21 protein-coding genes are annotated in these 22225 nt (G+C 60.0%); 11 read left to right on the top strand and 10 right to left on the bottom strand.

The features are described from left to right. Positions 1–11 precede the first annotated feature (11 nt). Complete coding sequence (locus QD461_RS30390; RefSeq protein ID WP_414090922.1) at positions 12–1037, bottom strand: LacI family DNA-binding transcriptional regulator; 1026 nt, start codon at positions 1035–1037, stop codon at positions 12–14. A gap of 167 nt (positions 1038–1204) precedes the next feature. Between QD461_RS30390 and QD461_RS30385 the strand changes: the two genes are divergently transcribed. The 5 genes from QD461_RS30385 to QD461_RS30365 all read left to right on the top strand — a co-directional run bounded on the left by QD461_RS30385 (position 1205) and on the right by QD461_RS30365 (position 7507). Then, the gene (locus QD461_RS30385) at positions 1205–2728 is read left to right on the top strand and encodes a sugar ABC transporter ATP-binding protein (RefSeq protein ID WP_414090921.1); all 1524 of its coding nucleotides are present in this window, start codon (positions 1205–1207) and stop codon (positions 2726–2728) included. Between the two features lie 61 nt (positions 2729–2789). Further along, positions 2790–3803: an ABC transporter permease gene (locus QD461_RS30380; RefSeq protein WP_184703214.1), complete on the top strand. Its 1014-nt coding sequence runs from the start codon at positions 2790–2792 to the stop codon at positions 3801–3803. Between the two features lie 63 nt (positions 3804–3866). Then, positions 3867–4814: a substrate-binding domain-containing protein gene (locus tag QD461_RS30375; protein WP_414090920.1), complete on the top strand. Its 948-nt coding sequence runs from the start codon at positions 3867–3869 to the stop codon at positions 4812–4814. Between the two features lie 259 nt (positions 4815–5073). After that, complete coding sequence (locus tag QD461_RS30370) at positions 5074–6126, top strand: sugar phosphate isomerase/epimerase family protein (protein ID WP_414090919.1); 1053 nt, start codon at positions 5074–5076, stop codon at positions 6124–6126. 193 nt (positions 6127–6319) lie between these two features. Then, complete coding sequence (locus QD461_RS30365) at positions 6320–7507, top strand: Gfo/Idh/MocA family protein (RefSeq protein WP_414090918.1); 1188 nt, start codon at positions 6320–6322, stop codon at positions 7505–7507. Positions 7508–7554: 47 nt separating this feature from the next. On the opposite strand, the gene QD461_RS30360 is transcribed toward QD461_RS30365, so the two are convergent. Next, entirely contained in the window at positions 7555–7959 is a 405-nt protein-coding gene (locus QD461_RS30360; RefSeq protein WP_414090917.1) for a DoxX family protein, read from the bottom strand. Positions 7960–8215: 256 nt separating this feature from the next. Here QD461_RS30360 and QD461_RS30355 point away from each other — a divergent pair, with 256 nt between their 5' ends. From QD461_RS30355 to QD461_RS30345, 3 genes are all read left to right on the top strand, one after another. Then, positions 8216–9589 carry a GH1 family beta-glucosidase gene (locus QD461_RS30355; protein WP_414090916.1) on the top strand — a complete coding sequence of 458 codons (1374 nt, stop codon included), beginning with the start codon at positions 8216–8218 and terminating at the stop codon, positions 9587–9589. Positions 9590–9751: 162 nt separating this feature from the next. Then, a complete protein-coding gene (locus QD461_RS30350) occupies positions 9752–10300 on the top strand; it encodes an NADPH-dependent FMN reductase (RefSeq protein ID WP_414090915.1) in 549 nt (182 codons plus the stop codon). Between the two features lie 110 nt (positions 10301–10410). Beyond that, positions 10411–12624 carry an EAL domain-containing protein gene (locus QD461_RS30345; RefSeq protein ID WP_414090914.1) on the top strand — a complete coding sequence of 738 codons (2214 nt, stop codon included), beginning with the start codon at positions 10411–10413 and terminating at the stop codon, positions 12622–12624. A gap of 4 nt (positions 12625–12628) precedes the next feature. Here QD461_RS30345 and QD461_RS30340 read toward each other — a convergent pair whose 3' ends face one another. The 3 genes from QD461_RS30340 to QD461_RS30330 form a co-directional block, all read right to left on the bottom strand. Then, positions 12629–13570: a rhodanese-related sulfurtransferase gene (locus QD461_RS30340; protein WP_414090913.1), complete on the bottom strand. Its 942-nt coding sequence runs from the start codon at positions 13568–13570 to the stop codon at positions 12629–12631. 153 nt (positions 13571–13723) lie between these two features. Continuing rightward, positions 13724–14638: a CHAD domain-containing protein gene (locus tag QD461_RS30335; RefSeq protein WP_414090912.1), complete on the bottom strand. Its 915-nt coding sequence runs from the start codon at positions 14636–14638 to the stop codon at positions 13724–13726. Further along, positions 14613–15098, bottom strand: coding sequence for a CYTH domain-containing protein (locus QD461_RS30330; protein WP_414090911.1), 486 nt, complete (start codon positions 15096–15098; stop codon positions 14613–14615). The genes QD461_RS30335 and QD461_RS30330 overlap by 26 nt, the downstream gene beginning before the upstream one ends. A gap of 159 nt (positions 15099–15257) precedes the next feature. Between QD461_RS30330 and QD461_RS30325 the strand changes: the two genes are divergently transcribed. The 3 genes from QD461_RS30325 (at position 15258) to QD461_RS30315 (ending at position 17038) form a co-directional block, all read left to right on the top strand. Continuing rightward, positions 15258–15896: a 2-dehydro-3-deoxy-phosphogluconate aldolase gene (locus tag QD461_RS30325; RefSeq protein ID WP_184702432.1), complete on the top strand. Its 639-nt coding sequence runs from the start codon at positions 15258–15260 to the stop codon at positions 15894–15896. 130 nt (positions 15897–16026) lie between these two features. Continuing rightward, positions 16027–16734, top strand: coding sequence for a tellurite resistance TerB family protein (locus QD461_RS30320; protein ID WP_414090910.1), 708 nt, complete (start codon positions 16027–16029; stop codon positions 16732–16734). 88 nt (positions 16735–16822) lie between these two features. After that, a complete protein-coding gene (locus QD461_RS30315) occupies positions 16823–17038 on the top strand; it encodes a hypothetical protein (RefSeq protein ID WP_414090909.1) in 216 nt (71 codons plus the stop codon). A 7-nt stretch (positions 17039–17045) separates the two neighbouring features. On the opposite strand, the gene QD461_RS30310 is transcribed toward QD461_RS30315, so the two are convergent. The 5 genes from QD461_RS30310 to QD461_RS30290 all read right to left on the bottom strand — a co-directional run bounded on the left by QD461_RS30310 (position 17046) and on the right by QD461_RS30290 (position 21774). Further along, entirely contained in the window at positions 17046–18161 is a 1116-nt protein-coding gene (locus QD461_RS30310; RefSeq protein ID WP_414090908.1) for a nickel/cobalt transporter, read from the bottom strand. Continuing rightward, positions 18155–18814 carry a DUF1007 family protein gene (locus tag QD461_RS30305; protein WP_414090907.1) on the bottom strand — a complete coding sequence of 220 codons (660 nt, stop codon included), beginning with the start codon at positions 18812–18814 and terminating at the stop codon, positions 18155–18157. The genes QD461_RS30310 and QD461_RS30305 overlap by 7 nt, the downstream gene beginning before the upstream one ends. A 217-nt stretch (positions 18815–19031) precedes the next feature. Continuing rightward, positions 19032–20381 (bottom strand): RNA polymerase sigma factor, encoded by a 1350-nt coding sequence (locus QD461_RS30300; RefSeq protein WP_414090906.1) that lies wholly within the window; start codon positions 20379–20381, stop codon positions 19032–19034. After that, entirely contained in the window at positions 20344–20691 is a 348-nt protein-coding gene (locus tag QD461_RS30295) for a YciI family protein (protein WP_092850243.1), read from the bottom strand. The genes QD461_RS30300 and QD461_RS30295 overlap by 38 nt, the downstream gene beginning before the upstream one ends. A 189-nt stretch (positions 20692–20880) precedes the next feature. Continuing rightward, positions 20881–21774, bottom strand: coding sequence for a LysR family transcriptional regulator (locus QD461_RS30290; protein WP_414090905.1), 894 nt, complete (start codon positions 21772–21774; stop codon positions 20881–20883). Positions 21775–22225 lie beyond the last annotated feature (451 nt).

Raw genomic sequence — 22225 nt, 5'->3', positions numbered from 1 at the left:
GTAGCACCTTCCTATCGCCGCGCGCGCGACGGTGCAGAAACCGAGTTTCGCACCACGAGGTCCGGTCGCAGCAGGATCTCCGTCTCGGGTGGCTCGCCATCAGAAAGGAGTTCCAGCAGCAGCGCCATGGCGTGCTTGCCGATGGCGGTGCGCGGCTGGCGGATCGTCGTCAGCGAAGGCGTCATGAAGACAGCTTGCGGCACGTCATCGAAGCCGGTCACCGAAAAATCCCCGGGAATGTCGTAGCCGCGTGTTTTCAGGCCAATCATCACGCCGATCGCGGTCTGATCATTGACGCACATGAAGGCCGTTGGCAGCGTGTCACGCATGAAGAGCTGCTCAACGGCGAGCCGTCCACTTTCGATCGTGCCGTCACCTTCGAGTATGATGCGCAGGTTGTGGCCGATGCCGGCGGCATCGAGCCCGGCTTCATAGCCCATGCGCCGGCGGCTGTAGGCGAGGCGGGTGCGGGAATCGCCGATGAAAGCAATCTTGCGATGGCCCTCGGCGATCAGCAGGTCGACGGCCTTGCGCGCGCCGGCAATATCGTCGACGCCAACATAGGGAATGCCGCCGTTGAAGACCGGCTCGAAAACGCCGACGCTCGGCGGCAGCCTTGCCGTCATCGTTTGATGGCCGAAAGGCAGGATGCCCGTGAAAAGGATCAGCCCCGCCGCCTGGTTGGAATTGAGGAATTTCAGATATTCAAGGCCGCGCTGCGCATCGTTCTGCGTATGACCGATGAGGATGCCGTAGCCATGCGAACGCGCCTCATTCTCCAGGCCGATCAGGATATTGGAGAAGTTGGGGTCGCCGATATCGGGGGCAACGACGAGAATCATGTTCGACCGGCCGAGCCTAAGGCTGCGCGCCATGGCATTGGTCGTATAGCCGGTGACGGCAATGGCCTGGTTGACCTTCAGTCGCGTGGAATTGGCGACTTTTTCCGGTGTGTGGATGGCTCGCGAAACCGTTGCGATCGAAACATTGGCAATGCGGGCGACGTCTTCGATAGTTGCGGGCGTGGAATTCGACACTGCGCTCTGCCTTGGGGTCTCGTCTCGGGCTGGAGACTACACAGACTTACGTGGAGGTCAAAGGTAACCGCGAAATTTTGTACGATATCCAATGATGTAAACCTTTACACGATGTATGTAAAGGTTTACATACCATGGAAAGCGGGTGGGACCGCAGGGAGGGTTCAATGAATTCGGAAGCCGTCGACGGTACGGTGGTGCTGTCTGCGCGAGGGATTTCCAAGGCCTTCAGTGGCGTGCAGGTGCTGTTCAGCGTCAACTTCGATCTGCGAGCCGGCGAAATTCATGCGCTCATGGGCGAAAACGGTGCCGGCAAGTCGACGCTCGTCAAGGTTCTCTCCGGTTTCGAGCAGCCGACATCTGGCGAAATCCTGCTTGATGGCAAGCCGGTGAAGCTGCCGCCAAACGGTGCTGCCGAAGCGCTCGGCATCGTCATCATCCACCAGGAATTCAATCTTGCGGAGCATCTGACCGTTACCGAGAGCCTGTTTCTCGGTCGCGAAGTCACGCGCTTTGGCGTGCTCGATCGTAAGTATATGCGCGCGGAGACGCGGCGCGTGCTCGATCTTCTCGGCTCGCATGTCAATGAGAACGCCATGATCAGTTCGCTCTCCATCGCCGACAAGCAGATGGTGGAGATCGCCAAGGCGATCAGCCGCGACGCGCGGATCGTCTTCATGGACGAGCCGACAGCCGTTCTGTCGCGCGAGGAGACCAATTTCCTGTTCAAGCAGGTGCGCAAGCTGCGCGACCAGGGAACGAGCTTCGTCTTCGTTTCCCACAAGCTCGATGAAGTCATGGAACTGACGGACCGCGTTACGGTGTTGCGCGACGGCCAATGGGTGAAGACATCGCCGACTTCGCTGCTCGACGGCGAATCAATCGCCCAGTTGATGGTCGGGCGCGAACTTTCCAGCCTCTATCCAGCGAAGAACGAGCCCGATGTCGACGAGAAGGTCGTGCTCAGCGTCAACTCGCTTTCCACAGGCTACGTCCGCGACGCGAGTTTCGAGTTGCGCAAGGGCGAGATACTAGGCTTTTCCGGCATGATCGGCTCGGGTCGCACCGAGTTGATGGAGGCGGTCGTCGGCCTGCGCTCGCGCGCATCCGGCGAGGTCGTCGCCAATGGCCAGACCGTGCCGCCGCACGATGTACATGCGGCCATCGATGCCGGGCTTGCCTATATGACCAAGGACCGGAAATCCAAGGGCCTGCTGCTGAACTCGGGCATGGCGGTCAATCTCACTCTTCAGTCGCTCGATCGGCACGGCAAGTTCGGCTATCTCAGCGCCTCTAGCGAGGCGAATGCGCTGACACGCGCCCGCCGCCGCTTCGATATCCGCGTTCGCGATGGAAATATCGTCGCCGGCCGCATGTCCGGCGGCAATCAGCAGAAGCTGCTTTTGGCGAAGGTCATGGAGACCGAGCCGCAGATCATCATCATCGACGAGCCGACGCGCGGCATTGATGTCGGTACGAAGCAGCAGATCTATCATTTCATTTCGGCATTGGCGCGCGACGGTCATTCTATCATCGTGATCTCCTCGGAAATGCCCGAAGTCATCGGACTGTGCACGCGGATCGCTGTCATGCGCGAAGGCCGCATCGTCGGGATGCTTGAGGGCGACGAGATCTCAGAGCAGGAAATCATGCGTTATGCGGCGGGCCTGAAGAAGAAGACCGCCGCCTGAACGGGCGGTGCAGGGCAGGGCGAATTCCCAGCAGTCATGGGACGGGAGGTTGGTTTTGGTTATGAGCGTGGGCGAAGACAGCAGCGGCAAGACAGGTCGACGGGGGCGCTCCTGGCGGGATGTCGATTTGAGGGCCGTTGCGCCGTTTGCAGCACTGGTGCTGCTTCTGATCGTCGGCGCATTGGTCAATCCGAACTTCATCGGCATCACGAATCTTGCCAACGTCGCGACCAGAAGCGCCTTCATCGCCATTATCGCGGTAGGGGCGACTTTCGTCATTTCGGCAGGTGATCTCGATCTCTCCGTGGGGTCGATGGTGGCCTTCGTGGCGAGCCTGATGATCCTGCTGATGAATTCCGGTGTCATCGCCGATCCGACGTTGATGCTGGCAGCGGCCATGGTGTTCGGTATCGTCGCCGGTGCGCTGTGCGGCCTTGCCAACGGCCTGATTACCACCGTGGGCAAGATCGAGCCTTTCATCGCGACGCTCGGCACCATGGGTGTCTATCGCGGGTTGACGACCTGGCTATCGCAGGGCGGCGCGATTACCCTGCGTTCGCCGGAACTGCAGTCGCTCTATCGCCCGGCCTATTTCGGCTCCATCCTCGGAGTGCCGGTTCCGATCGTGGTGATCCTTGCCGTCACCGGCGTTGCCGCCTTCATTCTCTATCGCACCCGCTACGGACGGCATGTCGTCGCTGTTGGCTCGAACAGCGATGTCGCGCGCTATTCCGGCATTGCGGTCAACCGCGTGCGCACCATCGCCTTCGTTATTCAGGGGCTTTGCGTTGCCATCGCTGTGCTTCTCTACGTGCCGCGGCTCGGCTCGACTTCGGCCACGACCGGCATTCTCTGGGAGTTGCAGGCGATCACTGCCGTCGTCGTCGGCGGCACGGCGCTGAAGGGCGGTGCGGGCAGGGTATGGGGTACGATTTGCGGCGCCTTCATCCTCGAGCTGGTCGGCAACATCATGCTGCTGTCCAATTTCATCAGCGAATATCTGATCGGCGCCATCCAGGGGGCGATCATCATCATTGCGATGCTCGTCCAGCGTTCGCTGGTGCGAAAATCGTGAATAACCGGGTCAGGGGGCGCCCGGTCATCAGGACAAGGCCCTGTTTCAATGTGGGAGGATAAAATGCGCAAAAGACTATTGGGCGTTGCCGTCGTGCTCGCGGCGCTCGCCGGCACGGTACATGCGGAAGACAAGAAGGTGACGATCGGCGTTTCCATTCCGGCCGCCGACCATGGCTGGACTTCGGGCGTGGTGTTCCACGCCGAGCGTGTCGCCAAGCAACTGATGGCCCAGCATCCCGGCCTGAAAGTCATCGTCAAGACTTCGCCCGATGCTGCAAGCCAGGCCAACGCGGTACAGGATCTCGAGACGCAGGGCATCGACGCTCTCGTGATCCTGCCGTCTGATCCGGATCCGCTCGTCAATGCCATCAAGGAAGTCAAGGACAAGGGCAAGTTCGTCGCGCTCGTCGACCGTGCGCCGAGCAGCAACGACAATTCCGTCCGTGACCTCTACGTCGCCGGCAACAATCCGGCGCTTGGCCAGACGGCAGGCGAATACATCAAGAAGAATACCCCGGACGCGCAGGTCGTTGTCATCCGTGGCTTGCCGATTCCGATCGACCAGCAGCGCCAGGACGGCTTCGATAAGGGTATCGCCGGCTCGAACGTCAAGGTTCTCGATCGCCAGTACGGCAACTGGAACCGCGACGACGCCTTCAAGGTCATGCAGGACTACCTGACCAAGTTCCCGAAGATCGACGTCGTCTGGTGCCAGGATGACGACATGGCCGTTGGCGTGCTACAGGCGATCGATCAGGCCAAGCGCACCGATATCAAGTATATCGTTGCTGGCGCCGGTTCGAAGGACATGATCAAGAAGGTCATGGACGGCGACAAGCTGATCCCGGTCGATGTGCTCTATCCGCCGGCGATGGTCGGCACGGCCATGGAACTGACCGCCGCCAACTTCTACAATCAGGTTCCGGTTCGCGGCAACTACATCCTTGATGCGACGCTCGTCACCAAGGCCAATGCCAAGGACTTCTACTTCGCCGATTCACCGTTCTGATCTTTGATTTGAACAGTTGCGCCCGCCGGTTCCGGCGGGCGTTTTTTATGGGTATGCGGCCTTGTTTCGCAGCGGGCGAGAATTTTTGCGGCACGTACCTCTTGCCGTCAGCGGCAGGCCATGATTAGGTCATGAGGCATTCGACTTTCATCCTGATGACCCTATTGTTTTTTTAGGCCATGGTATCCCATTCCGCCTCGAACATGGGTCTGAATGGCATCGGAAACGTTTACAGAGCGCGACTAGGGAGGAATTACATATGAAGACGATCAAGGGCCCCGGCCTGTTTCTCGGACAATTCGCAGGCGATACCGCGCCATTTAATTCGTGGGATTCGATCACGAAATGGGCTGCCGATGCCGGCTATGTCGGCGTGCAGGTTCCGACTTGGGCAAGCCAGCTCATCGACTTGAAGAAGGCAGCTTCCTCCAAGGATTATTGCGACGAGTTCGCCGGCATTGCCCGCTCGAACGGTGTCGAGGTAACGGAGCTTTCGACCCATCTGCAGGGCCAGCTCGTAGCGGTTCATCCCGCTTATGACGAAGCTTTCGACGGCTTTGCAGCTCCGGAAGTGCGCGGGAATCCGAAGGCGCGCCAGGAATGGGCTGTCGAACAGGTGAAGATGGCGCTGACGGCTTCAAAACATCTGGGCATCAAGGCGCATGCGACCTTCTCGGGCGCGCTCGCTTGGCCCTTCATCTATCCCTGGCCGCAGCGCCCAGCCGGTCTCGTCGAAACCGCTTTTGAAGAGCTTGCCCGCCGCTGGACGCCGATCCTCAACCATGCCGACGAAAATGGCGTGGATGTGTGCTACGAGATCCATCCGGGCGAAGACCTGCATGACGGCATTACCTTCGAGATGTTCCTGGAGCGCGTGAAGAACCACCCGCGCGCCAACATGCTCTACGATCCCTCGCACTACGTCCTGCAGTGCCTCGATTATCTCGACAACATCGACATCTACAAGGACCGCATCAAGATGTTCCACGTCAAGGATGCGGAATTCAACCCGACCGGCCGACAGGGCGTCTATGGCGGCTATCAGGGCTGGGTCGAGCGTGCCGGCCGCTTCCGCTCGCTTGGCGACGGTCAGGTTGATTTCGGCGCCGTATTCTCGAAGATGACGGCCAACAACTTCGACGGCTGGGCTGTTGTCGAATGGGAATGCGCACTGAAGCATCCCGAAGACGGCGCACGCGAAGGCGCCGAATTCGTCAAGGCGCACATCATCCGCGTCACGGAAAAGGCTTTTGACGACTTTGCCGGTAGCGGCACTGATCAGGCGGCAAACCGCCGTATGCTGGGGCTATAATCCAAAGCCTTCTCCCCGCACGTGCGGGGAGAAGGTGGACTCAAACGATTGAGCGGCCTCTTCGATATTTCCGCTAATTCAGAGCTTGCAGAAGGCCCGGTCCCTCGCCCTAGTCCTCTCCCCGCATGCGGGAGAGAGGGGACGATTGCTGCAGGCGATCGCGTTCATACAATTCAATTCTCAGGAGGAAAAAATGGCAATCGAAGGATCATCGGAACAGACGCGGGAGCCGCGCATTCGGCTTGGCATGGTCGGCGGCGGTGCCGGCGCATTCATCGGCGCGGTGCATCGCATCGCGGCGCGCATTGACGATCAATTCGATCTTATTGCGGGTGCGCTCTCGTCTTCGCCGGAAAAGGCTGCCGCTTCCGGGCGCGATCTCGGTCTAGATCCCTCGCGTACCTATTCCAGCTATCGCGACATGGCGATCCGGGAAGCCAAGCTGAAGAACGGCATCGAAGCCGTCTCGATCGTTACTCCGAACCATGTGCACTACGATGCCGCCAAGGAGTTCCTGCGTCGCGGTATCCACGTCATCTGCGACAAGCCGCTGACCTCCAATCTTGCCGACGCCAAGAAGCTGAAGAAGGTGGCCGACGAAAGCGGCGCGCTTTTCATCCTCACGCACAACTACACCGGCTATCCGATGGTCCGTCAGGCGCGCGAGATGGTCGAAAATGGCGAGCTTGGCGATATCCGTATCGTGCAGGTGGAATATCCGCAGGACTGGCTGACCGAGAACATCGAGCAATCCGGCCAGAAGCAAGCGGCATGGCGTACCGACCCGGCGCAGTCCGGCGCCGGTGGTTCCACGGGGGATATCGGCACGCATGCCTACAACCTCGCTTGCTTCGTGACCGGCCTCGAACTCGACAGCCTTGCCGCCGATCTCGACAGCTTCGTCGAAGGCCGTCGTCTCGATGACAACGGCCATGTGCTGCTGCGCTTCAAAGCAAAGGGCAAGGAGAAGCCGGCAAAGGGCATGCTCTGGTGCAGCCAGGTGGCACCGGGTCACGAAAATGGCCTGAAGCTCCGGGTCTACGGCACCAAGGGTGGCATCGAGTGGACGCAGGCCGATCCGAACTATCTCTGGTACACGCCGTTCGGCGACCAGAAGCGATTGATCACCCGCAATGGTGCAGGTTCCGGCGCTGCCGCAGCGCGCGTCTCGCGCATCCCGTCGGGCCATCCGGAAGGTTATCTGGAAGCGTTTGCCACGATCTATACCGAGGCCGCGCGCGCCATCAATGCCCGCAAGAAGGGCGTAGTGATCGATCCGGCCGTGATCTATCCGACCGTTGATGATGGCGTGAAGGGCGTGGCTTTTGTCGAGGCTTGCGTCGCTTCCTCGAAGCGCAACGGCGCCTGGGTCAAGCTCTAAGCTTTGGATAGGGTTCGAGGCGGCGTAACTGCCTCGAACCTGCTTGTTCAGGCCGCGACTTCCTGCTTGCGCCTCGTCAGCGCATCGACGCTGAAGGGGCCGCCGCCGGCGGCAACGAGAAACAGGAAGATGAAGCAGAAGAGGATGGCAGCAGTGCCGCCGTTCTGCGCGGGATAGAAGCTCTGCGGCGCATGGCGCAGGAAGTAGGCAAACGCCATCAGGCCTGACAGCACGAAGGCGGCGATCCGTGTCTTGAAACCGATCAGGACGAGGAAGCCGAGGGTCAGCTCAAGCAGGCCGGCAATCCAGGGCAGGGATCCGACAGGCGGCACGGTGTCTGCTGCCGGGAATTGTAGTACCTTCTGCGTTCCATAGCTGAATAGCACGAGCGATGCGACGATGCGCAGGAGGCTCAGCAGATGAGGTTGAAAAGCGTGGAGCGCAGGGAGCATTTGTATCCTTTCGTTGTCAGGTTTGAGCGCTACCCTCAATTGATCCGTGGCCGAAAGACAAGTCACGACTGTTGACATTGATGTTATCGAGCTGTGCCAAGATCCCGCCGATGCCGGTGAACTTTCCGGAATTCACCGGGCAGGCGTGAATTGTCGATATCTGTAACGTTGCAGTTTTCCGCCGCCGCCCCTGTACTTTGTCGGGCCGCTTGGTTAAACCGCAGCCAACGAAGCCAAAACAGACGGGATTTTCACCATGATCGATCCGAAGCTTCTTGCCGATCGCTTCCCCGGCGATTTCACGTTCGGCGTTGCCACCGCCGCATTCCAGATCGAAGGCGCCACCAAGGCCGATGGCCGCAAGCCGTCCATTTGGGATGCTTTCGCCAACATGCCTGGCCGCGTCTATCAGCGCGATAATGGCGATGTTGCCTGCGATCACTACAATCGGCTGGAACAGGACCTGGATTTGATCAAGGATATGGGTGTCGAAGCGTATCGCTTCTCGATCGCCTGGCCACGCATCATTCCCGACGGCACCGGCCCGGTGAACGAAGCCGGCCTCGATTTCTACGATCGCCTTGTCGATGGCTGCAAGGCACGCGGGATCAAAACCTTCGCGACGCTCTACCATTGGGATCTGCCGCTGACGCTTGCCGGTGACGGCGGCTGGACGGCACGGTCGACGGCGCATGCCTTCCAGCGCTATGCCAAGACCGTTATGGGCCGCCTCGGCGACCGTCTGGATTCGGTTGCCACCTTCAACGAGCCCTGGTGCATAGTCTGGCTGAGCCATCTCTATGGTATTCATGCGCCGGGCGAGCGCAACATGCAGGCAGCGCTTCACGCCATGCACTATATGAACCTCGCGCATGGTCTTGGCGTCGAGGCGATCCGCTCCGTGGCGCCGAAGGTGCCTGTCGGCATCGTGCTCAACGCCGCTTCCATCTTGCCGGGCTCGGACCTTCCCGAGGATCTCGCCGCGGTCGAGCGCGCTCATCAGTTCCACAATGGCGCCTTCTTCGATCCGATCTTCAAGGGCGAGTATCCCAAGGAGTTCGTCGAGGCGCTTGGCGATCGCATGCCTGTCATCGAGGACGGCGATTTGAAGACCATCAATCAGAAGCTCGATTGGTGGGGTCTGAACTATTACATGCCGATGCGCGTCCACGATGACGGCTCCAAGAGTGGCGATTTCCCCTGGACGAAGGAAGCGTCGCCAGTCAGCGACGTCAAGACGGATATCGGCTGGGAGGTCTATTCGCCTGGCCTGAAGCACGTCGTCGAGGATCTCAACAAGCGCTACGACCTGCCGGAGTGCTACATCACCGAGAACGGCGCCTGCTACAATATGGGCGTCGTCGACGGAGAGGTCGATGACCAGCCGCGTCTAGACTATTACATCGAGCATCTTGGTGTTGTCGCCGATCTCATCAAGGACGGCTATCCGATGCGCGGCTATTTCGCCTGGAGCCTGATGGACAATTTCGAATGGGCGGAAGGCTATCGCATGCGCTTCGGCCTCGTCCATGTCGATTACGAGACGCAGGTGCGCACCATCAAGAAGAGCGGCAAATGGTACCGGGAGCTTGCGACCCAGTTTCCGAAAGGCAATCATAAGGCGGATTGATGCGGCCTCACCTCTCCCTCAAGGATGAGGTCGCGCGGAACGCGCGGGCAGGGGTGACCTGCGATCCGCAATCGTCATCCCACCCCGGACCTCTGGTCCGACCCTCCCCCTCAAGGGGAGGGTAGCTATCGCCCGAATCGGTGGGGCCTGTTAGGTTTGCGCATGACCCTGCGCCCGCTTTTCCTTTATGCACTTTGTGGCAGTCAGCGGCAGGCTTCGGCCAGCCGCAGGCTGCTGGAAGCCCTACGGCTTGGATGCCCTGAAGGCATTACCATCGAGATCTGCGATCTGATAGGTGACTTGCCGATCTTCAATCCCGACAATGAGGGCGAACGGACGCCGGCCATCGTCGAAGAATTCGCGAGGAAGATCCGACAGGCGGATGGCCTGATCGTTTCCTGTCCGGAATATGCTCATGGCATGCCGGGCGGGTTCAAGAATGCTCTGGACTGGCTGGTGTCACGCGACGAGGTGCCGTTCAAACCGCTGATGTTCGCTCATGCCTCACATCGCGGCGACTTGGTCTTGGAGCAGCTTGCCGAAGTATTGCGAACCATGTCGCTGCGCATCGTCGAGGAGGCGTTTTTGCGCCTGCCGATTGCTGGTAAGAGTGACGAGGTGCAGACAGACATTCTCTCGGAGGCACGCGACAGCGGTCTGCTGCTCGCCAGCCTCAGCCGTTTCGAGGGAGCGATTTCGGCCGATCGGTGATTTCTCCGGGTGTCGGCAAATTTGCAACCCCTTCCTGTATGAATCTCGAATTCGCCTTAACCGTTTATTGAAGTCCTGACTGCAGAGTTAGGTCCCAAGGAGAAAAGACCTTGGGAGCAGTTTTCGAGTCATTGCGGCAGAGTACGCAGGTCGGTCGTCATTCCATCGTGACGGCCGTTTTGATTACTTTCGCAGTGGTCGTTGCCGTCGTGACGCTGATGGTGCTTACCGCGATCGGCCGGGTGGCCGATTATTCCAACAAGCTGGATGACGAGCGTTCCTGGGAGACGACTGTCGGCGCGCTCAAGACCTTTCAAGGGCAGCTCGAGGCGACGCTACACGATCATTCCGCACGTAATGATGCGGCGAAAAACGTCTACGGCAAGGACGATCAAGGCTGGGTTGCCGGCAATTACGGCGATATCTCCTCCAACGGTGCCCTGTTCGACACGGCGATCATCGTCGATGACAACAATAAGCCTATCGTTGCCTTTCACGATGGCGAGCCTATGACGGCGAAGGTCGAGGATGTTCTCGGGACCGCCATTTGGGCTCTCGTCGAACAAGCGCGTCGTACGCTCGTGACCGGCGTGCCTGAGGCGAGCGGCTACATCATGACTAGCAATGGCATTGCTGCTGTGGGCGCCGCGACGATCCGCGAGAGATCCGGCCGGATTCCGGTGCCCGAAGGCAAGCGGCGCTACCTGATCCTCGTGCGCTACTTTGACGCCGCGCGGATCAAAATGCTCTCGAATATCTATGTCATCAGCGGTTTGAAGCTGGTGCCGGCGGAGACGGTGGCACGATACGCCGTCTCCATCGTCGACCCTCTGGGTAAGCCATTGGGGCGGCTGGTCTGGAATTCGCGAGAGCCGGGCGATCAGAGCTACCAGCAGGTGCGGCCGCTGGTGCTTGGCGCGCTTGGTCTGGTTGGCCTTTTCTTTGTCGTGCTGCTGATCCTCGGGTCGTTGGCGGGGCGCCGGCTGCGGGCTGAGGAAGTGCAGGCGCGCCAAGGCTCGTTGCGCGATCGCCTGAGCGGCCTTCTCAATCGCGAGGGATTGCGCCTCGATGTCGATCGGCTGGTGGAGCGGGCGCGTGCTGACCGCAGTAATGTCCTGCTTCTCTATCTCGATCTCGACGGCTTCAAGGAAATTAACGACGCCTATGGGCACGGCACGGGCGACCAGCTCATTCGCGCCGTGGCGGCGGGCTTGAGCGTGCTCGTACCACCGCAGGCGTCTCTCGCACGTCTCGGAGGCGATGAGTTCGCCATCGTGTTTCCGACCACGGAACTTAACGACGCGCCCGCCTTGCGGCTGGCCGAACAGGTCCTCGATTTCCTGTCTGAGCCGCTGGAGATCGGTCGACGTGTCGTCGTTGTCGGGGCCAGCATCGGTATTGCAAGCTCCGCCGAAGGCCGCATCGACCGCGAGGAGCTGGTGCGCCGCGCCGATCTTGCCATGTATAAGGCCAAGGAGGCCGGTCGTGCCCGCATGACCTGCTACGAGACCGCCATGGATGCGCATCGCGAGGAGCGCAACGTTCTGGAACTCGATCTGCGCCGCGCGATCGAGACGGAGGAATTGACGCTCGTCTATCAGCCGCTGGTCGATGCTTCGAGCTGCGAAATGACCGGTGTCGAGGCGCTGGTGCGGTGGAATCGTCCGGGCCACGGACCGATTTCGCCTGAAATATTCATTCCCGTCGCTGAGACCACTGGATTGATCGAGGCGCTCGGGTTGTTCGTCCTGCGCAAGGCATGCGAAGCGGCGCAACAATGGCCGGACCTGCGCGTTGCCGTCAACGTCTCGCCCGGCCAGTTCCGCAATCCAGCCTTCGCCGACTACGTTCGCAGCGTGCTGAACAGCACCGAGATCGAGGCCGGACGCGTGACGTTGGAAATCACCGAAGGCTATATCATCCAAAATCCGGAGCGCACGCGTCAGTCGATCGAGCGGCTGAAGATGCTTGGCGTCAAAGTGGCGCTCGACGATTTCGGGTCGGGCTTCTCGTCCATCGGCTATCTCAGGCAGTTCGGGTTCGATCGCATCAAGATCGACCGCTCATTGACGATGAACGTGCTGGAGGACAGCCGTGCCCGCGAGATGCTGCGCGCAACCGTGGCGCTGGCTCGCTCGCTTGACATCCCGGTAACAGCCGAAGGTATCGAGATCGAAGAGCAGGGAAGAGCGTTGCAGAATTTCGGTTGCGACGAGCTGCAGGGCTATTTTTACGGAAAGCCGATGCCGGAGGCCGAGATTACCAAGCGCTTCTCGATCCAGAAAGCGGCGGCGCTCGATGAAGAGCGCGGCGCCGCGGCTTGAGATTTCAGCCGATGTGCTGCTGGCCGCGCTTGCGGGCAAGCGCGATTTGACGCTGCCTTTCACGGTAGCGTTCGCGGTCTTCCTCGCTGCGGTGATGATAGCAATGGCTGCAGGAAACGCCTGCTTCATAGAAGGGTGACGTCACTTCTTCGGCGGTGATCGGGCTGCGGCAGGCGTGGCAGAGCCTATGATTGCCTTCCTTCAGCCCATGCTCGACCGAGACGCGCTCGTCGAAGACGAAGCAGGCACCTTCCCACAGGCTTTCCTCGGCCGGCACTTCCTCGAGATATTTCAGAATGCCGCCCTTGAGATGGTAGACCTCGTCAAAGCCCTGCTGCTTCATGAAGGCCGTTGCCTTCTCGCAGCGGATGCCGCCGGTGCAGTACATGGCGATCTTCGGCTTGTTGTGCAGGCCGGTATTCTCCCGCACCCATTCCGGAAACTCGCGGAAGGTCTTGGTCTTCGGGTCGACCGCACCCTTGAAGACGCCGATGGCGGTTTCGTAGTCGTTGCGAGTGTCGATAACGATGGTATCGGGATCGGAGATCAGCGCGTTCCAGTCCTTCGGCGCAACATAGGTGCCGACGACCCGGGTGGGGTCGACATCCTCGACGCCCATGGTGACGATCTCTTTCTTGAGCTTCACCTTCATACGCACGAAAGGCATTTTCGACGCGCGGCTTTCCTTGTGCTCCAGGCCGGCAAATTCCGGCTGCGCCCGCAGGAAGGAAAGCACGGCGCCGATGGCCGCGTCCGTCCCGGCAATGGTACCGTTGATGCCCTCATGCGCAAGGAGCAGCGTGCCTTTGACGCCGTTTTCCTCGCAGAGCGCAAAGAGGGGCTCGCGCAGGCTTTCGAAGCGCGGGAAGGAAACGAAATGATAGAGGGCGGCAACAAGGAATGCGCCGGTCGCCTCGCGCCGTGGGTCGGAAAGGATGTCGGTCATGGCGGGGAAATACAATTTTGTGAGCTTTCAGGCAATGGGATTTGCGTGAAGGCCCGGCATTCCTGGCTGAATGCGATGGTTCAGGTGGTGGGAAAGGCCGGCAAAAGGCGCCGGAAAGCTGATTTTGCCGCCTCGATCACCAGGTCGGCTGCTTCAATCCGCCGCTTCCAGCCACAGATGTCTGATCGTTCGGGCCTCGCGCTCCGGCTTGTCGGCAAAGACCCAATGGGCTCGGCTTAGCGCATCCTCGCGGTCGGCTTGCTGGCGGGAGATGATCGCTTCCAGCAGGCGGGCGCGGTCGTCGCTACCGTCGAAGAGCTGCGGTTCGCGGTCAGTGACTTCAGACAGGATCGACAGGTCGAGATAGCGACCGAGCACATCGACCAGCGCTTTGGCTTCCAGCTGCTTCGCATGCATGGCGGCGGGCCAGACATCCCGCAGCAGCATATGGTTCATCCAGCAATCCTGGCTGCGTTTGCGCAGGTCATGGAAGCTTTCCAAATGGGCATCGCTGCTGCGGCATTGGTGAAGGGCTTCCACCGCCTTGCGGCCATTCTTGCGCCAGCTTTTCTCGAGCAGGCTGGCCGTGTCGCGCCTGCCGCATTTGAGTGAGATATCGCCCACGGCTTTGATGGCATCGTTGCAGGCGGCGATCGCGGCTTGCGCCTTGTCTTCGAGGTCGCTTTCCKCCTTGGACAAGCGGTCTCTCCGGGCGGTCAGGACATCGGTAACGCGAAACAGCGCCTGTCGCTCGTCATCAAGCGTCGTCGCCTCCTGAAGGTAGCGGCCGGCCTCGATCAGCGCCGTTGCGTCGCGTACGCTTGAGAGCGAACGCGCCATGTCGCGAAGCCGGGCGTTCTCTCTTCGCTGAAATTCACGGGCGACGGGTGCGATCAATCGATAGAGCGCGCGTACGCGCTTGATATTCTTGCGGGCGGCATGCACCGCTTCGTGCAGTCCTTGTGGGCGATCCTGAAGGACAGCCATGGCTTTGCCGAGCTGATGCGCGGCGACCCTGTGTACCTCGCCATCAATGGCCCGGTCAGGCCGTATGCGATAGCTCATCATACTCCCGTTCGAACTGGGTCGCGAGCGCCTGATTGGAATAGCGGTAGTCACCGGTCACTTCCCGGCCGATCCAGTCCGGCAATTCCGGATTGTCGCTTTCGTCTTCCATTTCGACCTCGGCGATGACGAGGCCGCGATGGGCGCCGCGGAAGACGTCGACTTCCCAGACAAAGCCTTTGAAGGGCACCTTGTGGCGGGTCTTTTCGATGACGAGCCCAAGAGCTGTCCCTAATAGTTCTTCCGCCTCTGGAACAGGGATCTCGTATTCGAATTCGTCACGCGTCATCTTCTTGCCGATCTTGATCGTCAAGGTCGCGACGCTCTCGTTCGTCAGCCTGATCCGCACTGAACGATCTTCCATGGAAGCGATGTATCCCTGTCGCAGAACCAGTCTCTCCGACACGAAATTCCGCCAATGATCGCCGCGCACCAGAAACTTTCGCTCGATCTCTTTTGCCATGCGTTTGACATGCTCCACCGGCACAGATCAGTCTAGCCTATAGCAAGTCAGAGCGGATTCCTACCCATCGTCGCGAGAGTGCGCTTTTGTCTCGACAAGCACCCTTGGGGAGGTTATTCGAAAGCCGGATTTCAATCGTTTTAAAGGAGCGTACCGACCATGGGCGAGAAAACTGCGAAGCTTCTTTCCATTCTGAAATTGCAGCCGGTCGTTCCCGTGCTGATCGTCGAAGACGCGAAATCGGCCGTTCCTCTGGCGCGGGCGCTCGTTGCCGGCGGCCTGAAGGCGATCGAAATTACGCTGCGCACCGCCGGCGCTCTCGATGCCATCCGCGCCGTGGCCGAGGAAGTGGAAGGGGCCGAAGTCGGCGCCGGCACGATCCTCAATGTCGCCCAGTGGGACGCGGCCGTCGAAGCCGGCTCGAAGTTCATCGTCAGCCCAGGTACGACGCAGGAATTGCTCGATGCCGCCCGCTCCTCGCATGTGCCGTTGCTGCCGGGCGCTGCCACTGCCAGCGAAGTCATGGCGCTGCGGGAAGAGGGCTATACGGTGCTGAAGTTCTTCCCGGCCGAGCAGGCTGGCGGCGCTGCCTATCTCAAGGCTCTGTCTTCCCCACTTGCGGGTACGATTTTCTGCCCGACCGGCGGCATTTCTCTGAAGAACGCCCATGACTACCTGTCGCTGCCGAACGTCGTCTGCATCGGCGGTTCCTGGGTCGCGCCGAAGGAGCTGGTTGCGGCCGGTGACTGGGCCGGGATCACCAGGCTTGCCGCAGAGGCCGCCGCGCTCAAGGGCTGAGGCCCTCGTTTCCATTCGATTTCGAAGGCGCGCGTGGCTCCATGCGCGCCTTTTTCTATCCAGCGGATTGGTATTTGCGGTTGCGCTTCCTATCTCCCTGTCACCATCAACAGGACGGAAGGAGCACCACATGATCGATGCCCGCAAGCTGCTGGACCAGTTTTTGGGATCTCAGGTTCCCGGAATGCAGGGTAGCGTCAAGGACAAGGCGACTGAGGTCATCAATCTTGCCCGCGACAATCCCATGGCAACGAGCGCGATCGCCGGTGTGCTGCTTGGGACGAAGACGGGACGTCAGGTCGCTGGCAATGTCCTGACGCTCGGAGGCCTCGCCGCCATCGCCGGGCTTGGCTATCAGGCCTACAAAAATTATCGCGACGGTAATCAGCCGCAGCCTGCTCCGCAAACTGCCCCTCAGGCCGAGCCGCAATTCCTGCCGCCTCCCTCCGATTCCGGCTTCAGCACGGTGCCGGCCATCGCCAGCAATGATTTCACGCTCTCTCTGGTCCGCGCGATGATCGCGGCCGCCCGCGCCGATGGCCACATCGACGATTCCGAACGCCAGCGCATTCTAGGCAAGGTACAGGAATCGGGCATAGGATCCGAGGCGGAAGCCTTCTTCCAGCGTGAGCTTGCCAATCCTGTCGATCTCGATACCATCGTGGCTTCGGCAAAGACGGAAGAGCAGCGGGTGCAGGTCTATACGGCATCACGGCTGACGATCGAACCGGACACCAGAGCCGAGCGCGGCTACCTCGATTTGCTGGCCGGACGCCTCGGTCTGCCCGATGCGCTGGTCGATCATATCGAGGCGACAGTTGCAGGCGCCAAAGTCTGAAGCTGATAAACACGGGCCGGTTGCCTTTCGTCGGCGGCTGGCCTAAGCCTTCGCCGACACATTTCACGGCGTGCTAGGAATCGGCGATTTGACGGACAAGAAAAGCGACACGCGCTCGGCGGCGATTGCAGCGGGGATTATTTTGCTGGTCGCAACGGCTGTGCTCTATCTGATGCCGAACGTCATCGTCTGGCTCGGAACATTTTCGCCATGGCTCGGCACCGGCTTCGGCGTGCTGGTTATCCTGGCCTTCTTTTTCGTGTTCTGGCTGAGGGCGCGTTATCAGCACCGCGGGCAGCGGTAAGCCGTCCTTAATTCTGCAGTGACGCGCCGAGCAGGATGATGCCGGTGCAGACGACTAGCAGCGCGCCGAGAATCTCGATGCTGTTGCCGACCCATGCCGAGAGCCGCGAACCCTTGCGGGTGAAACGCATGGCGGTGCCCTTGGCGAAAACCGCGATAATTGCAAGCAGCGAAACGGTCAACGCCGTGCCGATGGACATGGCGAGCACCGACAGCAATCCGCCGAGATAAAGCCCGTTCAGCATCGAAAAGGTCATGACCAGCAGCGCCCCGGAGCAGGGGCGCAGGCCGACGGCGATGATAGCAGACCAGGCTTCGCGGACGCTGAACTTCTCGCTCGATAGCATCTTGGGGTCAGGTAGATGCGCGTGGCCGCAGGTCTCGCAATAGGCGCCGTCGCCTGTCGCATGGGCGGGATCGTAGCATTGATAGCCGCCTGTGGCAGACGTGGCGGCGGTGACGCTGCGCGCAAAGCCCCGCACGGAATCGGTGCCGGTAGCGGCACCTGCGAAGAGCGACAGGCTGATCGGTCCTGCGGAGGTCGCAAGCTCGATCTCCCGGCGTTGCGCCCGGTTCTGAAGCATCGTCCGCACTTTGCGGAACAGAAGCCAGCAGCCGAACAGAATGACCATGACGAAGCTGGCAAGTTCCATTGCGTTGGTGGCCATGGTCATGGTGATGCCGGAGCCGCGCAGGACGAAATAGGCAACGCCGACCACGAGGACGGCGACGAGGCCTTGGATGAGCGCCGAGACAAAGGAAATGCCGATACCGCGCTTCAACTCTATCTCGTTGGCGACCATGTAGGAGGAAATGACCGCCTTGCCGTGGCCGGGACCGGCAGCATGAAAGATGCCATAGGCGAAAGAGAGGCCGATCAACGTCCAGAGCTGCCAGGGATCCCGGCGCATGGCTTCGATGGATTTTGTGAGCGCGCGATAGAAGGCCTGCTGCTCGTAATTCACATAGAGGAAGATCGGCGCAAGCGGACCGCCCATCGGTTGGAAGCTCGGCTCGGCCGTGCCGATGCCAAGCGGCGAGCCGGCAGCATGGGCGAGGCCGGCTGCCGCCAGAAGGGCGAATGCTGCAGCCGGAGCGAGCTTTCCTACTCTCGAAATCAGCATTGGACGTCTATCCGCGTTGCGAAGAGTTTCGACATCGTCGTGCCCGTCGGATCGTTGTAGAAGGCATCCGTCAACGTCGCCTTGTTTTCGGCGATGACTTCATCCGGGTTCGGGCGCACGACCTTCGGTGTGCAGCTTTTGAAGGCATCGCCTTCCGTCACCAGCTCCTTATCGCTCGGAAAATCGATCGAGGTATAGAGCGTGGGATCGTAGATGCCGAAGCTGAGCTTGTTGCCCTTTGCCAGCGGCATCGGCTCGGCTGGCTTGACGGCGAAGAACATCAGAAGCTGGCCGTCGCGAAAATCGACATTGATGATGTCCGGCTTTTGGACTTTTATGCTTTTGCCATTGAGCGTCAGGTTGGCATAGTAGTCATATTCGGCGAGGGATTCCCGCACGGTCTTGCCGACCTCCTTCAGCTCGTCCGCGTCGAGCTTCAGATTGGTGTTCTTGTCGAAATCCATCAGTACTGAGGAGGAGAACACCTCGTCGAAACGCCAGACATTGCGCAGTTCCTGCACATTGCCGTCCGCTCCCGCCAGCACTTCGAGCCGCGCTTCCACGAAGATATGCGGATGCGCCGACACGATCGCCGGCGCAAACAGCAGTCCGCCGGCGAGGGCGACGGCGTGTAAAATCGTGGGTTTTCTCATGCGTCCGATTTGTTTCGCGAGCATTGATTCCCTTCGACTTCTGGTCAGGAAATGAGACGGAATTGGGACCGACCGGCGGAACCGGTATCAAAACCAATTCAAGGTGATTCATTCAAGTATTTGATCTCGCAATACCTGCCGAGAAGAAGAGATTCATTTTGGGAAGAACAAGTCCGTTGATGCGTTGCTCTGACGAGCGTGTAAGAATTAGCGTAACTCAAAGCAAGCTTGTTTTGTCAGGATCTGTCTTTGTCTGACGCCCCTCGGGGCTAACTGGCGCCATGCTTTCCGTTCGTCGCTTTTGCAAGAATCGGCGGACCGCGGGATCTATTTCCAGCGCAATCGCTTGGTCATAGGCCTCGCATGCCGCCATTATCTCGCCTGTTCTTGCATGAAGTTCGGCTCGCGCTGCCCAATAGGGTTGATACTCGCTAAGCCGGCTACCGGGATCTAGCGTCGGCAGCGCCGCCAGCCCAGCGGCCGCGCCACGCGTCTGTGCCACGGCGATCGCTCGATTGATGGCAGCCACGGGCGAGCCGGTAATTGCGCAGAGACCATCGTAGAGGCGCTCGATCGCCACCCAATCAGTCTTGCCTGTTCGGCGTCGCGCGACATGGGCCGATTGGATCGCCGCTTCCAATTGATAGCGGTCGAAGGCGTCAAATGCACTGGCTTGAATAAGCAACCTCTCAGCCTCGTCGATCAACCCTTCGTCCCAAAGAGCAGCATCCTGATTGGCCAGCGGTACGAATTCGCCGGCCGAACCGCGCCTGGCATCAAGCCGCGCATGTGAATAGAGCATCAGCGCAAGCAGGCCGAGCGCTTCGGGCTCCGTTGGCAAGAGCGCGACGATCAGCCGGCCGAGCCAAATCGCCTCCTCGGCCAGGTTACGCAGGCTCGCATCGGCGCCGGCCGGATCACTCCAGCCTTCCGTATAGGCCGCATAGACCGCTTCCAGAACTGCGCCAAGGCGCCCGCGCATGTCTGCCTTGTCGGGCACGCGCAAAGGAATCTTGGCGCGTCGAATCCTATTTTTGGCCCGCGCCAGTCGTTGGCCCATTGCGGCAGGCGAGACCAGGAAGGCGGAACCGATTGTCTGTGCGTCAAACCCGAGGATCGTCTGCAGGATCAGCGGCGCTCTGATGCCGGGCTCTATTGCCGGATGTGCGCAGGCGAACATCAAAGCAAGGCGCTCGTCGGGAATTTCCGGCGTTCGGCTCGCCGTTGCCTCCAACTCCTCCGCCATGAGCCGAAGATGTTCGGAGGCGGCGGCGCCGACCCGTCCGCGTCTGATGGCGTCGATCATCTTGCGCCGGGCAACGGCAAGCAGCCAAGCCTCGGGGTTATGCGGCGCGCCATTGACTGGCCAATTGGCCAGGGCAGAGGCAAAGGCATCCGATAGGGCGTCTTCGGCGCTGGCCACATCGCGCGTGCGCGCCGCGAGAATGGCGACCAGTTTGCCATAGCTTCGGCGCGCAACCGCCTCGGCAGCCTTAATAGCAGGCTGGTCGTCTTCTGGCGACACGGCGTCAATAAACCATGAGAGGGCGAACCTCCACCGTGTCATGCTGAGCGCCCGGACAACGAGCTGCCCAGAGGACGGCGCTATCGAGATCAGCCGCCTCGATTAGATAGTAGCCACCCAATTGCTCTTTGCTCTCGATATAGGGGCCGTTGAGAACCGAGGGCTTGCCATCCGGCGCACGCACCACGGTTGCCGTCGAGGAATCCTGCAATCCACTGCCTGCCAGGAACGCTCCGGCCTTTTTCAACACTTCCGTGTAGGCCGCATAGGCCGCAAACATCTCGGCCTTCTGCTCTTTCTTAGCATTCTTGTGTTCAGCTTCGTTCCAATACACCAACAGCATATATTGCATGACGCGTTCCTTTCTCGCGTTACGCGGAGCTTCAGTGCCCGCTGCAGCAGTGACGTTTGAACCGGCGCGATTTTGACAGGGCGCGGGGAGAAATTTCAACCGAGACAGAGTTGGGGGCATTTCCTCCTATAAACACGCGGGGCATGGGCGATCGGCTGCAGGCCTTGTTGGTTGTGACAGCCGGAGTGTTCAGCCGTTCTTGCGGAACCAGTTGTGCAAATAATCCACAAAGATGCGCACCTTTGCCGGAAGATAGCGGCGATGCGGATAGACGGCATAAATACCGCGGTCGGTCGGGAGATAGTCGTTGAACAGCGTCAGCAACTGGCCGCTTTCGATCGCCTTGCGTCCGATGAAATCGGGGACGACGGCGATGCCGAGGCCGGCAAGCGACGCACGTAGCGTCGCATGCGGGCTGTTGACCTCAAGCGTGCCGTTGATAGCGACGTTGAAGATGGTGCTATCGGCATCGACGAAACGAATGCTACCCTGCGAACGGGTGTTGGTGTCGATGATAAAGGGCACGCGCGTAAGGTCGGTCGGGTGCTCCAGGGACGGATGGCGATCGAGGAACTCCTGCGTCGCGCAGAGATGGACGCGGAAGTCTGAAATCTTGCGGGCGATCATGCCGGAATCTTCAAGCTTGGTGATGCGCACGGCCACATCGAAGCCTTCCTCGATCAGATCGACAAAGCGGTCGTCTGCCGCGATCTCCAATGCCAGATCAGGATTTTCCTTGGCGAAATCGATCAGCGACTGTCCGACTTCGGCATCGACGAAGGTGCGCGGCACGGAAATGCGCAGTCGTCCCTTCAGCTGCTGATTGTTCTCGCGCACGAGGTCGGCGAGGTTGTCGATCTCTTTCAGGATGTCGGAGGCGGTGCGGTAATAGGTGTGGCCGGCCTCGGTCATGGAGAATTGGCGGGTGGTGCGATTGAGCAGCAGCGCGCCGAGTTCATCTTCGAGTTCGCGGACATATTTCGAAAGCAACGCCTTGGAGCGTCCGGTCTTGCGTGCGGCCGCTGAAAAGCCCTCAGCTTCCACCACATCTATAAAGGCGCGAATCCGGGTTAAAGTATCCATGGCGAAGCCCCCCGTTAACTGTTTCGGGATGTTGAACAAATCGGCGCATTTTGTTCAATTATTTTTTTCGGGCATAGGGCAAAAATTTTCTTGATTATGATCGCGAATGTTCCTATTTCCGGATCAGCCCAAAGTCGCACGTGCCCGTGGGTGTCCGCCGATCCTCGATGTGGTGAGAAAATCGGTAAGGTACCTGGAACTAACCCCTCCAGTCGCTATTTCGGCCAACCGAAAAATGCGAGGACATCTGAAGCAACGACGGTGCGGGCCTTTTTGTTCTCTCCCGGCTTTCCATCAGCCGGGGTTACTGAAGAGGCACACCTTCATTGCCGGAAGTGCGGTTGGGATATCCCCTCCAATCCATGGCAGACAAAGCGAATTAGCGCCGCTTGCGGCACTCGTTCATCATCCGCGCTTCGCGCATTTGCATGGTACCGGGGTCTCCACCGGC

Source organism: Rhizobium sp. BR 314 (assembly GCF_047445805.1).
GTDB lineage: Bacteria > Pseudomonadota > Alphaproteobacteria > Rhizobiales > Rhizobiaceae > Rhizobium > Rhizobium lusitanum_B.
This window is presented reverse-complemented; position numbering and strand designations above follow the sequence as displayed.

Bases quoted from the DNA above. Each gene is read 5' to 3' on its own strand.
- QD461_RS30385 (WP_414090921.1), top strand. From the start codon at position 1,205: ATGAATTCGGAAGCCGTCGACGGTACGGTGGTGCTGTCTGCGCGAGGG.
- QD461_RS30380 (WP_184703214.1), top strand. From the start codon at position 2,790: ATGAGCGTGGGCGAAGACAGCAGCGGCAAGACAGGTCGACGGGGGCGC.
- QD461_RS30375 (WP_414090920.1), top strand. From the start codon at position 3,867: ATGCGCAAAAGACTATTGGGCGTTGCCGTCGTGCTCGCGGCGCTCGCC.
- QD461_RS30370 (WP_414090919.1), top strand. From the start codon at position 5,074: ATGAAGACGATCAAGGGCCCCGGCCTGTTTCTCGGACAATTCGCAGGC.
- QD461_RS30365 (WP_414090918.1), top strand. From the start codon at position 6,320: ATGGCAATCGAAGGATCATCGGAACAGACGCGGGAGCCGCGCATTCGG.
- QD461_RS30360 (WP_414090917.1), bottom strand. From the start codon at position 7,959: ATGCTCCCTGCGCTCCACGCTTTTCAACCTCATCTGCTGAGCCTCCTG.
- QD461_RS30355 (WP_414090916.1), top strand. From the start codon at position 8,216: ATGATCGATCCGAAGCTTCTTGCCGATCGCTTCCCCGGCGATTTCACG.
- QD461_RS30350 (WP_414090915.1), top strand. From the start codon at position 9,752: ATGACCCTGCGCCCGCTTTTCCTTTATGCACTTTGTGGCAGTCAGCGG.
- QD461_RS30340 (WP_414090913.1), bottom strand. From the start codon at position 13,570: ATGACCGACATCCTTTCCGACCCACGGCGCGAGGCGACCGGCGCATTC.
- QD461_RS30330 (WP_414090911.1), bottom strand. From the start codon at position 15,098: ATGGCAAAAGAGATCGAGCGAAAGTTTCTGGTGCGCGGCGATCATTGG.
- QD461_RS30325 (WP_184702432.1), top strand. From the start codon at position 15,258: ATGGGCGAGAAAACTGCGAAGCTTCTTTCCATTCTGAAATTGCAGCCG.
- QD461_RS30320 (WP_414090910.1), top strand. From the start codon at position 16,027: ATGATCGATGCCCGCAAGCTGCTGGACCAGTTTTTGGGATCTCAGGTT.
- QD461_RS30310 (WP_414090908.1), bottom strand. From the start codon at position 18,161: ATGCTGATTTCGAGAGTAGGAAAGCTCGCTCCGGCTGCAGCATTCGCC.
- QD461_RS30305 (WP_414090907.1), bottom strand. From the start codon at position 18,814: ATGAGAAAACCCACGATTTTACACGCCGTCGCCCTCGCCGGCGGACTG.
- QD461_RS30300 (WP_414090906.1), bottom strand. From the start codon at position 20,381: ATGACACGGTGGAGGTTCGCCCTCTCATGGTTTATTGACGCCGTGTCG.
- QD461_RS30295 (WP_092850243.1), bottom strand. From the start codon at position 20,691: ATGCAATATATGCTGTTGGTGTATTGGAACGAAGCTGAACACAAGAAT.
- QD461_RS30290 (WP_414090905.1), bottom strand. From the start codon at position 21,774: ATGGATACTTTAACCCGGATTCGCGCCTTTATAGATGTGGTGGAAGCT.